Genomic DNA, 15263 nt, shown 5'->3' on the forward strand with positions numbered 1-15263 from the left:
TCGGTGATAAGCGCGGGCCCTTCTCATCCGGGAAGGAAGAGCGTGCAGGGCCGCACAGGGCACTTGCAGGCGCGCGTAACCGCTGTAGCCTTCAGCAGGCGAGGTGAAGGCCATGGGGTTACCCGACGGTGAAGTGGTCGAATGGCGGCGTTCCACCCTGAGAACGCTGCTGATGCTGTTTCTCTGCGCTGTCATGATCGCCGGGAGTGCGGCCATCGCGTTCGACTGGTTGAGCACCGGATGGGGCGTACTCGCGACGATGACCGGGTGGCTGGGGATGGTCCTGTTCTCGATCGCCGGCCTCGGATGGGTTTGGCAGTTCGTGCGCAGAGATCCGGTCGTCATCCAGGTCGGTCCTCTGGGTTTCCACGATCGGCGCGTGTCGGGGGAGCCGATCCCCTGGGACGACATCGATGCGGTCGCCACCCGCACGAACCAGCGGCAGCGGTTTCTGATCCTTCAGATGCCGCCAGAGGTTTGGCGGCGTCACCTGCACTCGCGCCCGTTCGCGTTCCTGGCGCGGGCGACCGCGATGTCGTACGGAGGCGTCGGCGTCAGCGCGAACGGGCTGGATCGTTCGTTCGACGAGCTTGTGGCGGTCGTGCGGAAATGGCACCGTGCAGCGCATCCCGGCTCGACCGATTCGTAGCGCTCGGCAACAGGCGCCGAGTTGTCCGTCGCCTGGCTCGGGCGGACGCCGAACAGACGTCAGCGATCTTCGGACTCGTGTCGACCCTCAGCCGCTCGGTCTGCGCGGGTGCGGAAGAGCCTGCCGCCGCCTTCTGCCTGATGTCTGATGGATCTCGGTCGGAGCTGTTCGGCGAACACGCTGGAGACGATTTCCGCATCGGACTCCTCGACCGCGAGTTCCACCGCACTCAGTTCGGGATGCTCGCATTCGAGAACGGCGCGCAACCGAAGGGGCTCGCTCCACTTCCAGCGCTCGAATGGGGTAACAGGGCGACGCCCCTTCGCGATCATGCCGGTGAGGTCCGTGGTCGCCTTTCGCCGGCCGTTCAACCTGCCGGTATAGGTAAGACGGCCAGATTCGAGATCCAGCACGCCGTGATGCCACGCTCCCCAGGTAGTGCCCTGACGTACGCGCAGCGCACCCATCATCCTGATCCGCCCGCTGGGGAGACCCAGGCGCTGTGCCGCACGGAACGCCGCACGACGTTGCCGTGCCCTGCGCGCCCCGACGCAGGCCGCGAACATCGTGAGGAATGGAAGGGCCGATTGAGCGATGACTGTGATCGAGTGCCACATCTGCATGGATCCCCACACATAGAACACCGATAGCCGGAACCCGCCCCGGGCTGAGGGCCTGCCTCCTTTTCTGCCGCCGTGAGTGGCGCGTGGTCATGACGGTACCGGCTCGGCCCCGGTTTCCCGGTTCCTGTTCCCCGGTTCCTGTTTCCCGGGCCCAGCGTATCCCGCCGTTTATGGACGGCCACGGTTCAGCAGGGTGACGGCGAGCTGATCCATAAGCAGCGCCAATAGATACGGCCCGGACGACTCGGGCGCGGAGAGGATGCGGAGCGTCCTGTCTGACGAACGAGGAGTCGTGATGACGTCGTCTTTTCCCGCGTCGACCGTGCTGGGGTATCCGAGGATCGGCCCGGATCGGGAGTTGAAGCGGGCGCTGGAGTCGTACTGGGAGGGGCGCACGAGCCGGGAAGATCTGGAGAGCACGGCGCGGCGTTTGCGGGAGGACACCTGGCGGCGGCTCGCCGCACTGGGCCTGGAGGGACTGCCGTCGAACACGTTCTCCTACTACGACCAGGTCCTCGACACGGCGGTGCTGCTGGGCGCGGTGCCCGCGCGTTACCGGCAGGACGACGACCTGGCGACCTATTTCGCGATGGCCCGTGGCGCCGAGGGAAGCCCCCCGCTGCGCATGACCAAGTGGTTCGACACCAACTACCACTACATCGTCCCGGAGATCGGCCCGGAGACGGTCTTCTCCCTCGACGCGGGCAAGCCGCTGGCCGAGGTGCGCGAGGCACGCGCGCTGGGGCTGGAGACCCGGCCGGTCGTGGTCGGGCCGGTGACGTTCCTGCTGCTCGCGCAGGCCGCGCCCGCCAGCCCCGGCGGGTTCGCCCCGCTCGACCGGCTGGACGACGTCGTCGAGGTGTACGCGCGGCTGCTCGCCGAACTGGCCGCGGAGGGCGTGGCCTGGGTGCAGCTCGACGAACCCGCCCTGGTCGCCGACCGCACCCCCGCCGAGCTGGCCGCCGTCGAGGCGGCGTACGGCCGGCTGGGGAGGCTGGAGAACCGGCCCGCACTGCTGGTCGCCTCCTACTTCGGGGATCTCGGCGACGCGCTGCCGGTGCTGGCCGCGACGCCGGTCGAGGCCGTCGCCCTTGACCTCGTCCGGGGCACGGCCAACGGCGCGGACGCGCTGGCCGGCAAGACGGTCGTCGCCGGTGTGGTGTCGGGCCGCGACGTGTGGCGCACCGGCCGGGACCGGGCGCTGGCCACGCTGCTCGCCGTGCGGGAGCGCGCCGGCCGGGTGGCGGTGGGCACGTCGTGCTCGCTGCTGCACGTGCCGTACGACGTGGAGCGGGAGACCGGTCTCGATCCCGCGCTGCGGGAGCGGCTGGCGTTCGCCGAGCAGAAGGTCGCCGAGGTGGTCGAGCTGGCGGGCCTGCTCGCGGCCGCCCCCGTTGGTCATGCGCCCGGCCGTCATGTGCCCGGACAGCCAGAGGTCCAGGGCCGTGCGCACGCGTCCGGAGACCGGACCGCGAAGGGCCGTGCCCCCTACCCCGTACGGGCGGCGGCGCAGGCCGAGCACCTCAAGCTGCCGCTTCTCCCGGTCACCACGATCGGCTCGTTCCCCCAGACGGGCGAACTGCGCCGGGCCCGGGCCGCGCTGGCGGCCGGGGAGATCGCCGAGGCGGCGTACGAGGGCGTGGTCCGCGCGGAGATCGAGCGGGTGATCGCCCTGCAGGAGCGGCTCGGGCTGGACGTCCTCGTGCACGGCGAGCCCGAGCGCAACGACATGGTGCAGTATTTCGCCGAGCACCTCGACGGCTTCGCCGTCACCCGGCACGGCTGGGTCCAGTCGTACGGCTCGCGCTGCACCCGCCCGCCCATCCTGCACGGCGACGTACGGCGGCCCGAACCGATCACCGTCCGCTGGGCGCGGTACGCGCAATCCCTCACGAGCAAGCCGGTCAAGGGCATGCTCACCGGCCCGGTGACCATCGTGGCGTGGTCGTTCGTCCGCGACGACCTGCCGCTGCGCGAGGTGGTGTTCCAGGTGGCCGACGCCGTGCGGGAGGAGGTGGGCGACCTCGAGGAGGCGGGCATCCGCGTCATCCAGGTCGACGAGCCGGCCCTGCGGGAACTGGTGCCGCTGCGGCGTGCCGAGCAGGACGCCTACCTGGAGTGGGCCGTCGCGGCCTACCGATGGGCCACCTCGGGCGCGAGTGAGCGCACGCAGATCCACACGCACCTGTGCTACTCCGACGCCGACCAGATCCTCGCCGCGATCGACGGCCTCGACGCCGACGTCACGAGCATCGAGTCGGCCCGCTCGCGGGGGCGGCTGCTCGGCGCGGTCGGCGACTTCTCGCGGGGGCTCGGTCCGGGGGTGTACGACATCCACTCGCCGCGCGTCCCGGATGCCGACGAGGTGGAGGGCCTGCTCACGGAGGCGCTGCGGGCGGTGCCGGCCGAGCGGCTCTGGGTGAACCCCGACTGCGGGCTGAAGACCCGCTCCTACGAGCAGGTCGAGGCCGCGCTCGCAGGCGTCGTCGAAGCGGCGGCCCGCCTGCGTGCGCGGCACGCCCTGAGCACGCTCAGCGGGGTCTGACGGAACCCCGGGCGACCACCAGGCCGGATTCGTAGGCGAACACGACGAGCTGGGCGCGGTCCCGCGCGCCCAGCTTCGTCATCGCCCTGCTGACGTGGGTCTTGGCGGTGAACGGGCTGATCACCATGTGGGCGGCGATCTCCTCGTTGGTCAGGCCGCGCGCGACCAGGGCGACGACCTCCCGTTCGCGGTTCGTGAGTTCCTCCAGCGCGGCCGTCGGCACGGCGTCCGGCGGGCGGGAGACGTACTCGCTGATCAGCGTCCGGGTGACGGCCGGGGACAGCAGGGCGTCGCCGCGCGCCGCGACCCTGATCGCCTGGAGGAGCTCCACGGGTTCGGTGTCCTTGAGCAGGAACCCGCTCGCGCCCGCCCGCAGCGCGTCGAAGACGTACCGGTCGAGCCCGTAGTTGGTCAGCATCACCACCCGCGTCGCGGCCAGGCGGGGGTCGGCGGCGATGCGGCGCGTCGTCTCGATGCCGTCCATGACGGGCATCTGGATGTCCACGAGCGCGACGTCGGGCACGTGCCGCTCGGCGAGCGCCAGGCCCTGGCCGCCGTCGCCCGCCTCGCCGACCACCTCGATGCCCTCCTCGGCGTCGAGCAGCGCCCGGAACCCGGCCCGGATGAGCGCCTGGTCGTCCACGAGCAGCACCCTGATCACGCCACACCCTCCTCGACGCGCGACCCGCGGGTGACGCCGGTGAGCGGCAGCTCGGCGTGGACCGTGAAGCCGCCGTCCGGTCCCGGACCGGCCTCGAGCCGCCCGCCGAGCGCGGACACCCGCTCCCGCATCCCGGTGAGGCCCACGCCCGTGCGCGCCGCTCCGGGCCGCTCGGCACCGGACAGCCCGCCGGACGGTCCGCCGGGCACGCCCCGGCCGTCGTCCTCGACGCGTACGACGAGGGCGCCGGGCCGGTAGCCGACGTGCACCGACGCCGAGGCGGGGCCCGCGTGCCGCGCCACGTTGGTGAGCGCCTCCTGCACGATCCGGTAGGCGGCCAGGTCGACCTCGGGCGGCAGTGCGCGGGGTGTGCCGGTGACCGCCAGCGTCGCCGGCACGCCCGCCGACCGCGCCCGCTCGACCAGCTCGCCGATCCGGTCGGTCCTGGCCGTGCCGGGGGCGTCGTCGGCGCCGGGTTCGCGCAGCACCTCCAGCGTCGCGCGCAGCTCCCGCATGGCGTCGGCGCTCGCGTCCTGGATGGCCAGCAGCGCGGGCGGCACGTCCTCTCCCCGCTTGCGCGCCAGATGGGCGGCCACCCCGGCCTGCACCTTGATGATGGAAATGCTGTGGGTGAGCGAGTCGTGCAGCTCCCTGGCGATGCGCAGCCGCTCCTCGCCCGCCCGGCGCAGCGCGGCCTCCTCACGGGTGCGCTCCGCCTCGATGGCGCGCTGCTCCGCCTGGCGCAGGTAGGCCCGGCGCTGCCGTGAGACGATTCCCGCCACGTTGGCGGCGACGAACCAGCCGAGCAGCAGGCCGACCCGGTCCACCACCTCGCGCGGGGTCCGCGTGCCGAGGTCCGACAGCTCCACGAGCAGGACACCGGTGAGGTAGACCGCGCTCGCCGACGCCGCCCACACCCGCCGGCCGGCGTTCGCGGCGGAGAAGACGGTGATCATCACGGGGAAGGCGGTCGCGGTCTCGGGGGGCACCCGCAGGGCGTGGGCCAGCATGCAGGCCGCCGAGACGACGAGCGCGGTCACCGGCGCCGTCCGCCGTACGGCCAGGGCGGCGGACCCGCCCACCAGGAGCAGGTAGCCCATCACCCCCACCCGCGCCGGGCCGCTCGGCGCGCCGGGCAGCAGGGTCGCGCCCGCGAGCAGCGCCGCCACGACGCCCGCGAGCGCGGCGTCCGCGGCGTAGGTCCGGGGGAGGCGCGCGGCGCCCGTCCTGCCGTCCGGCGCAGCCGGGGCGGCCGCATCGATGTCGGGGGACGCCTTCGGATCCGGGTCCGATGGGCTGGGGAAGGCCTGCCGATCGCGATCGCCGTCCATGTGCGAAGCGTAAACCGTGACCGACCAGCGCCGCCTCCTCCCGGCGGACCGATCCCGCACTACTCCCGCCGGAGTACGGCGGACGCCTCCCGCCGTGCCGGGGAGCGGCATGGAACGCCTTCCGCCGTACGACGACCGGGACGGCGGCGACCGGCAGGATCGGGCCGCATGACAGCACGACCGATGGGGAGGCCAGGATGCCCACGCCGTACCGCTATGTGACGCCGGTGCCCAGGAAGGCGGCGACCGGCAGGGTGGCCGAGGTCTACGACCAGCTCGCCCGGGATTTCGGCATGGCCCGCATGCCGCTGTTCATGACGCTGTCCCCGGCTCCGGACGTGCTGGCGTCCACCTGGGCCGTGCTGCGCGAGTCGCTGCTCGCCGGGCAGGCCCCGAGGGCGGCCAAGGAGGTCGTCGCCGCCGGGGTCTCGCTCGCCAACAAGTGCCCGTTCTGCGTGGACGCGCACACCGTGCTCCTGCACGCGACCGGCGAGCACCGGCTCGCCGAGACCGTGGCGCGGGGAGAGACGCCGTCCGACCCGGAGCACGCGCGGCTGTTCGCCTGGGCCACCGGCACGGCGACGGCCGGGCAGGCGCCGCCGTGCCCGCCAGAGCAGGCCGCCGAGCACGTCGGCACGGCCCTCGCCTTCCACTTCATCAACCGGATGGTGTCGTCGCTGCTGACCGGCGATCTCCTGCCCGCCGGCCTGCAGCGGTCCCGGCTCGTCCGCGGCCTGGGCGGCAGGGCCCTGGCCAGGACGGTACGCCGCAGGCTGCCGCGGGGCGAGGCGCTGCCCCTGCTGCGGGGGCTGCCGTCGGGCAGGGTCCCGGCATGGGGGGCGGGCACGCCGGTGGGGACGGCGTTCGCCGCGCTGCACGCCACGGCGGGGGAGGGGGCCTCGCTCCTGGGCGGCACGGCCAGGGAGGCGGTCGTGGAGGCCGTCGCGGCCTGGGACGGTGCGCACCCTGCTCTGTCGGGCGGGCCGCTGTCCGGGGGGCCGTCCGGTGCGCTGGCGGAGGTCGCGCCGGCGGAGCGGCCGGCGGCCCGGCTCGCGTTGCTGGCCGCCCTCGCGCCGTACCGGGTGACCGACGCCGACGTCGCCGCCTGGCGGGAGGCCGGGGGCCGGTCCGACGCCGACCTCGTGCGGCTGCTGGCGCTGGGGGCGGTCATCGCCGTGTGGCGGATCGAGGCCGCCCTCGCCGTGGCGACCCCCTGACGGGGCACGGGTCTCAGGAGGCGGAGGCGCAGACCACCCGGCGGTACCTGCCCGGTGAGATGCCGTGCTCGCGTTTGAACGCGTTGCCGAACGCGAACTCCGAGCCGTACCCGACGCGCCTGGCCACTTCCGCCACCGAGACGTCCGTCTCCTGCAGCAGGCGGGCCGCGGTGGACAGCCGCCACCAGGTGAGATAGGTCAGGGGCGGCTTGCCGACCAGCTCGGTGAAGCGCCGGGAGAAGGCGGCGCGGGACAGGCCGGCCCGCTCCCCGAGCGACTGGACCGTCCAGGGGTGGGCGGGGTCGCGGTGTATGGCGTCGAGGGCGGTGCTGACGGCCGGATCGGCGAGGGCGGCGGCCCAGCCCGAGTGGGCGCAGTGCTCTCCCTCGGCCTCGAACCAGGCCCGCAGGATGTAGAGCTGAAGAACGTCGAGCAGGGACGAGACCACGGTGTCGGCGCCGAGACGGGGGGCCTCGATCTCCCGGGCGAGCAGGTCCACGGCGGCCCGAAGCTCGGGGTTGCGGCCGAGCCGGGCGGGCAGGTGGATCACGTCCGGCAGCGACCGCAGGCTCGGATGGCTCCTGGCCGGGTCGAGCCGGTAACCGCAGCGGAGCATGACCGTCTCGGCCCCGGCGCCGCCGAGGGCGGTATTGATCAGGCTCGTGTCCCGGTAGAAGTCGCAGACGGGCTCGGCCAGGGGAGTCGCAGGGCTGTCGGCCAGGCCGTACCCGCCTCCGTGGGGGAGGAACACCACGTCGCCCACGCTCAGCGCGACGGGCTCGCCCTCGGACGGGAGGAACCAGCAGGACCCGCGCAGGACCACCTGGAACATCGCGGAGCCGGGCTCCGCCGGAAAGCGCTGCCCCCAGGGAGCCCGCCAGGAGATCCGCGCGGAGCGGGGCCGGCCCGTACGCATGATGGCGATGACGTCACTCAGCACATCCACAAGGTGAGTCTAGGCGGCGAGACGCTTGCGTATGAATTTTATATTCGTACGCATAGGTCATCTCTCCGCTGCTTCCTAGAGTCGTACGCGTCAGATGCCGCGGGCCCCGGCGCCGAATGCCCCTCTCAGGGAAAGAGACCACCCCATGATCAAAGTAGGTGTCATCGTCGGCAGCACCCGCCCGGGCCGCAACGGGGAGGCCGTCGCGCGCTGGGTCCACGACCTGGCGGTCAAGCGCGGCGACGCCGACTACGAACTGGTCGACCTCGAGGACTACGCGCTGCCGCACCTGGACGAGCCGCTGCCCGCGGCGGCCGGCCAGTACGAGCATGACCACACCAGAAGATGGTCGCAGGCGATCGCCGCCCTCGACGCGTTCGTCTTCGTGACCCCCGAGTACAACCGCTCGACCTCGGGCGTGCTCAAGACCGCGATCGACTTCCTGTACGCGGAGTGGGCGAACAAGGCCGCCGGTTTCGTCGGCTACGGCGTGAACGGCGGCGCACGGGCCGTCGAGCACCTGCGCCAGATTCTCGGCACGGTCAGCGTGGCGGCCGTGGCTCCGCAGGTCGCGCTCTCCATCCACGACGACTTCGAGAACTACTCGGCGTTCCGGCCCGCAGCCCACCACGAGGACGCCGTGCGGCGCATGCTCGACGAGGTCGTCTCCTGGGCCGGGGCCCTGCGCACGATCAGAGCGTGACCGGAGGGGAGGTCAGACCTCCAGCTCGCCGGACCAGATGGTCACCGCCTGCCCGGCGAGCTCGACCCGGTCGCCGCGCAGGGTCGTGCGCACGGTCCCGCCGCGCTGCGATAGCTGTTCTCCGACGAGCGTGTCCCGGCCGAGCCTGCCCGACCAGTACGGCGCGAGCACGCAGTGGGCCGAGCCGGTGACCGGGTCCTCCGGCACGCCCACCCGAGGGGCGAAGAACCGGGAGACGTAGTCGGCGGAGGTGCCCTCGCCGAGCGCCGTGACGATGACGCCCCTGGCCTCGACCTCGGCCAGCCGCGCCATGTCGGGGTCGGCGGCCCGCACCTCGTCGGCCGACCCGACCTCGACCAGGACGTCGAACCGGCTTCGCCCGGTCCACAGCGGTACGACGCCGAGGGCCTCGGCGAGGCCGTCCGGGGGCGGGCACGACGCGGCCGGGTTCGCCGGGAAGTCCATCGTGATCAGGCCGTCGCCCGCCTGATCGGTGGCGAGGACGCCGCTCTTCGTGGCGAACTCCAGCCGCCCGGACTCGCCCAGGGAGTAGAGGACGTGCGCGGTCGCCAGGGTGGCGTGCCCGCACAGCGCGACCTCGACCGCGGGGGTGAACCAGCGCAGCGAGCACGGCCCGTCGTCCTGCGGCAGCACGAAGGCCGTCTCCGAATGGCGCATCTCGGCGGCCACCGCCTGCATCCACTCGTCCGGCACGGTCTCGTCGAGGAGGCAGACCGCGGCGGGATTGCCCCGGAACGGCCGGTCGGTGAAGGAGTCCACGGTGAAGATGCGCATGTCCGCGGATTCTACGGCCGTCCTGCTTCGCCGGCGCCCCGGTCGAGCGCGGCGAGGGTCTCCCGGGCGACCTGGAGCTCCTCCCGGGGCCGTACGACGAGGACCGGCACGCGGGCGCCCGGCGGGCTGACGACGAGGTCCCGGTCGGCGTCGGTCACGGCGGGCGGCTCGACGCCGAGCAGCGACAATCTGGCGCACACCGCCTCGCGCACCTCCGGCTGGTCCCAGCCGATCTCGCCGGTGAACACGACCGCGTCGAGCCGGTCGAGGGCGGCGGTCGCGGCGGCGATCTCCCGGCTCACGCGGTAGGCGAACACGTCGAGCGCCAGCGCCGCGGCCTCGTCGGCCGAGGCGACCAGGTCGCGGGTGTCGCCGGACAGGCCGCCGGAGAGCCCGAGCAGGCCGGAGTCGTGCTCCAGCCCGTCGCGCAGCTCCTCCAGTGTGAGGCGGGAACCGGACAGCAGCCACAGGAGCATGCCGGGATCGACGCTGCCCGACCGCTTGCTCATCGGCACGCCCTCCAGCGGCGTGAACCCCATCGAGGTGTCCACGCTCCGGCCGCTCCGCACGGCGCAGACCGAGCACCCGCCGCCGAGATGCGTGAGGACCAGACCGACCTCTTCGACCGGCCGTCCGAGCAGGCCGGCCGCCCGCCGGGCCGCCCAGGCGTACGACAGCCCGTGGAAGCCGTAACGGCGCAGGCCCCACCGGCGCCGCCACTCGGCGGGCAGGGCGTAGGTCGCGGCGGCGGCGGGCAGCCCGGAGTGGAAGGCGGTGTCGGGGCACAGCACGTGCGGCACGGACGGCAGCACCCGCCGCGCCGCCTCCACCAGCGCGAGCGCGGGCGGCACGTGCAGCGGCGCGAGGTCGGCGTATCCGCGCACGGCCTTCACCACGTCGTCGTCGGCGACCGTGGGCGCGCGGACGGCCTCGCCGCCGTGGACGAGCCGGTGGCCGACGGCGGTCACCTCGGCCTCCGCCCCGGACAGGAAGTCCGACAGCGTACGCTCCGCGGCGGCGGGGTCCGGGCCGTGCTCGCTGTGCTCGGTCCGCAGCACGCGGCCGTCCCGCACCAGATGCAGCTGGAGGCTGCTGGAGCCGGCGTTGACGGTGAGCACGACCGGTTTCATGGCGTCCGTCTCCCCGGCGATCCGGCGGCCAAACCCGAAGGCGGCCCGCCGGTCCGGAGGCCCCGCGCGATTACGGGCGGACGCCGCAGAGCAGGCGGTTGTGACCGCGCTGCCACAGCGTGCCGATCTCGGCGAAGCCCGCCGCGCGGAGAGCCTCGACGTGGGTGGACAGGTGGAGCGACTCCGAGCCGTGGTGCGACGCGGTGGCCGGCCGGGGCGCCGCGACGCCGGCGAGGTCGGGGTCGGCGGCGATCGCGTCCCACCACTGGCGCCAGTCTTCGGGACGGCCGCCGGCGAAGCGCCGCCGCTCCTCGCTCTCGTGCACGGCCTGCTCCAGACGCGCCAGCGTGGGCGTGGTGTCCTCGGAGACCAGGTGGTCGCCGTTGAGGAACAGCCCGCCCGGCCGCAGCACGGCCGCGAGCTCGGCGTACACGGCCCGCAGGTGGGGCTCGGCCAGCCAGTGCAGGGCGGTCGTGCTCACCGCCGCGTCCGCCGGGCGGTCGAGGCCGAGCGCCCGGCTCCACCCCGGTTCGCGCAGGTCCAGGTCGGCGAAGCGCAGGCCGTCGCGGTCGCCGTACGCCGCGCGGCCGAGCGACAGCAGCAGGGGGTCGGCGTCGACCGCGACGACCGTGGCCCGGGGGAGACGGTCCAGCAGCCGGGCCGAGAGCGAGCCGGGGCCGCAGCCGAGGTCGATCACCAGGGGGTCCGGGCGGCCCACGCCCGCCTCGACCGCGTCGATCAGCGCGGTGAAGCGCTCCTCCCGGTCGGGGAGGTAGCCCTCCTGCTGGCGGTCCCAACGGTCGATCCACCGGGTGGCGACGTCCAGAGTGAGCATGCCGTCTCCTTGTAACTGGCGTGTATGCTTTCGGCAGTTACAAACGTAGAGCGCAAGGGCGTAACTGGTCAAGTGAATTTCAACAGTCACACAGATTCCGTCGTGTCGGTCGCCGTGGGCCTGGTCAACGCGCTGACCGCGGGTGAGGCGCGGGGCCGGCCGTACGAGCCGCCCACGGGCGAGGCGCGGGCCGCCGCGGTCGCCGACATCCTCGTGAGCGGCGACAGGCGGGCGCCCGAGGTCGCCGAGACGGAGGCGGACGCGCTCGCGGAGGTCGCGGGGCGGCTGCGCGGCGTGTTCGAGGCGGTGACGGGTGGCGACGTGGACGCGGCGGCGCTCGCCGTGAACGGCCTGCTGGCGGAGACGGACGCGCGCCCGCACCTGGACCGGCACGACGGGGAGCCCTGGCACCTGCACTTCCACGGCGCGGGCGGCACCCTGGCCGGCAACTACGCCGCCAGTTGCGCGACCGGCCTCGCCGTGGTGCTCGGCAGCGAGCTGCACGACCGGCTCGGCGTGTGCACCGCGCCGCACTGCGACCGCGTCTACGTGGACACCTCCCGCAACGGCACCCGGCGCTTCTGCTCCACGGCCTGCCAGAACCGGGTGAAGACCGCCGCCTTCCGGGCGCGCGGCGGCTGAGTGTCCGTCCGCGAACGCCAGGTCCGATCGCCGCCGGACCTCCCGCCGCCGATCCCGGCATGCTCGACACCATGAACGGGATCAACGACATGAACGGCACGGCGGCGCTGGTCACCGGGGGTGGCCGGGGCATCGGCGCGGCCGTCGCCCTGAAGCTGGCCGAGCGCGGCGCGGACGTGGCGCTCACCTACGAGCGCGACGAGGACAGCGCGGCCGCCGTCGCCGAGAAGGTGAAGGGGATGGGCCGGCGGGCGCTGGTCATCCGGGCGGACAACGGCGACGCGGCGGCGGTGACCGGGGCCGTGGACGAGGCCGCCGCGGCCTTCGGCCGCCTCGACGTCCTCGTCAACAACGCGGCGGTCTTCCACGTCGCGCCGATCGAGGACCTGGCCCCGCAGGACGTCGACCGTACGCTCGCGGCCAACGTGCGCGGGCCGTTCCTGGCCGCGCGGGCGGCGGCGGCGCACATGACCGATGGCGGCCGGATCATCACCATCGGGAGCAACATGGCCGAGCGGGCCGTCTTCCCGGGCTTCGCCCTGTACGCCATGAGCAAGACGGCCATGACCGGGATGACCAAGGGACTCGCCCGCGAGCTCGGGCCGCGCGGCATCACGGTCAACCTGGTCAATCCGGGCCCGACCGACACCGCCTCGAACCCGGCGGACAGCCCCATGGCGGACACGGTCCGGGGACTGACGGTCCTCGGCCGCTACGCCGAGCCGGAGGACATCGCCGAGACCGTCGCCCACCTGGCGGGCAACGGCGGGCGTTACGTCACCGGCGCGACGATCAACGTCGACGGCGGCTGGGCCGTCTGACGTCCGTCCGGGCGCACCGGGCAGCGTGGAGGCTCGCCGGGCGGGGATCGCGGGCATGAGAGGCGGCGGGCGTGGACCGACCGCGGGATGCGAGGCGGGGACGCCGGGCGTCTTTGTCGGTCCCGCCCGGCACGATGGCCGCATGACTGAAGCGCCCCCCATCGACGCGATCCCCGACGAGACCGCCTACGCCGAGGCGGTCCAGCTGGCTGCCGACGCGGCTGCGGCCTACTACGGTGACGGCACCTCCCCGCTGGACGACGACGCCTACGACAGGCTCGTCCGTGGCATCGCCGCCTACGAGAAGGCCAACCCCGGCCAGGTGCTGGAGTCCTCGCCGACGGGCAAGGTCGCCGGGGTCGTAGGCGACGTCCCGCACACCGTGCCCATGCTCAGCCTGGACAACGTGTTCGGGCCCGAGGAGCTGGCCGGCTGGGCCGCCTCGCTGGAACGCCGCCTCGGCCGGCCGGTGACCGCGTGGTCGGTGGAGCCGAAGCTGGACGGGCTGGCGATCGCCGCCCGCTACCGTGAGGGCCGCCTCGTCCAGTTGGTCACCCGCGGCGACGGGAGCGCGGGCGAGGACGTCTCACACGCGATCGGCACCATCGTCGGTCTCCCCGGGCGGCTGGCCGACCCGGTGACCGTGGAGCTGCGCGGCGAGGTGATGATGACGGCCCGGCAGTTCGAGGAGGCGTGCGCGAAACGGCAGGCGCATGACGGGACGACGTTCGCGAACCCGCGCAGTGCCGCCGCGGGCACGCTGCGGGCGCAGGACCGGCCGTACGTGTGCGAGCTGACGTTCTTCGGGTACGGCGCGCTGCCGCTGCCCGATGACACCTCCGACCTCGCGACGGGGCTCCGGGAGTCGCCGCACAGCCAGGTGATGGACTGGATCGCCGGACAGGGGGCGGGGACCACGGCTGGGACCGCGGTCGCCGGGATCGTGGCGACGACGGTGGAGCAGGTGCGGCAGCGGATCGAGGAGATCGCGGCCGCGCGGCCGGAGCTGCCGTTCGGCATCGACGGCATCGTGGTCAAGGCGGATGACGCGGCGGATCAGGCGCAGGCCGGGTTCAGCTCGCGGGCGCCGCGGTGGGCGATCGCGTACAAGCTGCCCGCCGTGCAGAAGATCACGAGGCTGCTCCAGGTGGAGTGGAACACCGGCCGGACCGGTGTGATCGCCCCACGGGCGGTGCTGGAACCGGTGGAGCTGGACGGCTCCGTCGTGACGTACGCGACGCTGCACAACCCCTCCGACATCACGCGCCGCGGGCTGATGCTGCGGGATCACGTCGTCGTCTACAAGGCCGGCGACGTGATCCCGCGGGTGGAGTCCCCGGTGGTGCACCTGCGCACCGGGGACGAGCAGCCCATCGTGTTCCCGGAGGTGTGCCCGGCCTGCGGCGACGAGATCGACACCTCCCAGGAGCGGTGGAGGTGCGTGCGCGGCCGGAACTGCCGCGCGATCGCCTCGATCCGGTACGCGGTCGGCCGCGACCAGCTGGACGTGGAAGGGCTGGCCGACAACCGCGTCCGGCAGATGCTGGACGCCGGCCTGATCGCCGACTTCGGCGACCTGTTCTTCCTCACCCGCGAGCAGCTGCTGGGCCTGGAACGGATGGGGGCAGTGTCCACCGACAACCTCCTGACCGCCCTCGACCGGGCCAGGACCAGACCGCTGAGCCGGGTGTTCTGCGCGCTCGGGGTCAGGGGGACGGGGCGCTCGATGAGCCGCCGCATCGCCCGGCACTTCGGCACGATGGAGGCCATCCGCGCGGCGGACGCGGAGGGGTTCCAGGCGGTGGACGGCATCGGCCCGGAGAAGGCACCCGTGATCGTCGCCGAGCTGGCCGAGCTGGGCGACCTCATCGACAAGCTCGTCCGCGCCGGGGTGAACATGACCGAGCCGGGCGTGGCGGTGGTGGCCGGAGACGAGGGCGGCACGGCCACCCCGGCGCAGGGCGGCGACGAGCCGGGTGCTCTGCCGCTGGCCGGGATGACGGTCGTGGTCACGGGTGCGATGAGCGGGCAACTGGCGGCGTTGTCCCGCAACCAGATGAACGAGCTCATCGAACGGGCCGGGGGCCGGGCGTCGTCCGGTGTCTCGGCGAAGACCTCGCTGGTCGTCGCGGGCGAGAACGCCGGGTCCAAGCGGGCGAAGGCCGAATCCCTCGGCGTGCGGATCGCCGCCCCCGAGGAGTTCGCCGAGATGGTCGCGCAGCTGTTGTAGGCGACCCCGATCGCCGGCGTGCGGCCACAGCCGGTGGGGTCCTCTGGGACGGCGTCCACCCCGACGGGCGGCCCGCGGCCCGCGGCCGGACGCCCGCCTCACGGAGACGGTCGCGGGCCTGCCTCCCGGCGACGC

14 protein-coding genes are annotated in these 15263 nt (G+C 73.5%); 7 read left to right on the forward strand and 7 right to left on the reverse strand.

Going from position 1 to position 15263, the window contains the following annotated elements:
- The first annotated feature begins 112 nt into the window (after window positions 1–112).
- Entirely contained in the window at window positions 113–649 is a 537-nt protein-coding gene (locus tag AAH991_RS35370) for an STM3941 family protein (RefSeq protein ID WP_346230296.1), read from the forward strand.
- A 59-nt stretch (window positions 650–708) separates the two neighbouring features.
- Here the strand turns inward: AAH991_RS35370 and AAH991_RS35375 are convergent, their stop codons facing one another.
- Window positions 709–1272, reverse strand: a complete 564-nt coding sequence (locus AAH991_RS35375) for a hypothetical protein (protein ID WP_346230297.1) — start codon at window positions 1270–1272, stop codon at window positions 709–711.
- 295 nt (window positions 1273–1567) lie between these two features.
- Here AAH991_RS35375 and metE point away from each other — a divergent pair, with 295 nt between their 5' ends.
- Window positions 1568–3817: a 5-methyltetrahydropteroyltriglutamate--homocysteine S-methyltransferase gene (metE, locus tag AAH991_RS35380; RefSeq protein ID WP_346230298.1), complete on the forward strand. Its 2250-nt coding sequence runs from the start codon at window positions 1568–1570 to the stop codon at window positions 3815–3817.
- On the opposite strand, the gene AAH991_RS35385 is transcribed toward metE, so the two are convergent.
- Window positions 3804–4478 (reverse strand): response regulator, encoded by a 675-nt coding sequence (locus AAH991_RS35385; protein WP_346230299.1) that lies wholly within the window; start codon window positions 4476–4478, stop codon window positions 3804–3806. The two genes, metE and AAH991_RS35385, sit on opposite strands and share 14 nt — an antisense overlap.
- A complete protein-coding gene (locus AAH991_RS35390; protein WP_346230300.1) occupies window positions 4475–5809 on the reverse strand; it encodes a sensor histidine kinase in 1335 nt (444 codons plus the stop codon). Before AAH991_RS35390 ends, AAH991_RS35385 begins: the two co-directional genes overlap by 4 nt.
- Window positions 5810–6006: 197 nt before the next feature.
- On the opposite strand from AAH991_RS35390, the gene AAH991_RS35395 reads away from it, so the two are divergent.
- Window positions 6007–7026, forward strand: a complete 1020-nt coding sequence (locus AAH991_RS35395) for a carboxymuconolactone decarboxylase family protein (RefSeq protein WP_346230301.1) — start codon at window positions 6007–6009, stop codon at window positions 7024–7026.
- Between the two features lie 13 nt (window positions 7027–7039).
- On the opposite strand, the gene AAH991_RS35400 is transcribed toward AAH991_RS35395, so the two are convergent.
- A complete protein-coding gene (locus AAH991_RS35400; protein ID WP_346230302.1) occupies window positions 7040–7972 on the reverse strand; it encodes an AraC family transcriptional regulator in 933 nt (310 codons plus the stop codon).
- Between the two features lie 145 nt (window positions 7973–8117).
- On the opposite strand from AAH991_RS35400, the gene AAH991_RS35405 reads away from it, so the two are divergent.
- Entirely contained in the window at window positions 8118–8675 is a 558-nt protein-coding gene (locus AAH991_RS35405) for an NADPH-dependent FMN reductase (RefSeq protein ID WP_346230303.1), read from the forward strand.
- A 12-nt stretch (window positions 8676–8687) separates the two neighbouring features.
- Here the strand turns inward: AAH991_RS35405 and AAH991_RS35410 are convergent, their stop codons facing one another.
- From AAH991_RS35410 to AAH991_RS35420, 3 genes are all read right to left on the reverse strand, one after another.
- Window positions 8688–9470, reverse strand: coding sequence for a PhzF family phenazine biosynthesis protein (locus AAH991_RS35410; protein ID WP_346230304.1), 783 nt, complete (start codon window positions 9468–9470; stop codon window positions 8688–8690).
- Window positions 9471–9481: 11 nt separating this feature from the next.
- On the reverse strand, window positions 9482–10600 hold the full coding sequence (locus tag AAH991_RS35415) for an acetate/propionate family kinase (protein WP_346230305.1): 1119 nt from the start codon (window positions 10598–10600) through the stop codon (window positions 9482–9484).
- Between the two features lie 70 nt (window positions 10601–10670).
- Complete coding sequence (locus tag AAH991_RS35420) at window positions 10671–11435, reverse strand: class I SAM-dependent methyltransferase (protein WP_346230306.1); 765 nt, start codon at window positions 11433–11435, stop codon at window positions 10671–10673.
- A 102-nt stretch (window positions 11436–11537) separates the two neighbouring features.
- On the opposite strand from AAH991_RS35420, the gene AAH991_RS35425 reads away from it, so the two are divergent.
- From AAH991_RS35425 to ligA, 3 genes are all read left to right on the forward strand, one after another.
- On the forward strand, window positions 11538–12077 hold the full coding sequence (locus AAH991_RS35425) for a CGNR zinc finger domain-containing protein (RefSeq protein ID WP_346230307.1): 540 nt from the start codon (window positions 11538–11540) through the stop codon (window positions 12075–12077).
- Between the two features lie 71 nt (window positions 12078–12148).
- A complete protein-coding gene (locus AAH991_RS35430) occupies window positions 12149–12898 on the forward strand; it encodes an SDR family NAD(P)-dependent oxidoreductase (RefSeq protein ID WP_346230308.1) in 750 nt (249 codons plus the stop codon).
- Between the two features lie 142 nt (window positions 12899–13040).
- Window positions 13041–15128, forward strand: coding sequence for an NAD-dependent DNA ligase LigA (ligA, locus tag AAH991_RS35435; protein WP_346230309.1), 2088 nt, complete (start codon window positions 13041–13043; stop codon window positions 15126–15128).
- Window positions 15129–15263 lie beyond the last annotated feature (135 nt).

The sequence above is a fragment of the Microbispora sp. ZYX-F-249 genome, assembly GCF_039649665.1.
GTDB lineage: Bacteria > Actinomycetota > Actinomycetes > Streptosporangiales > Streptosporangiaceae > Microbispora > Microbispora maris.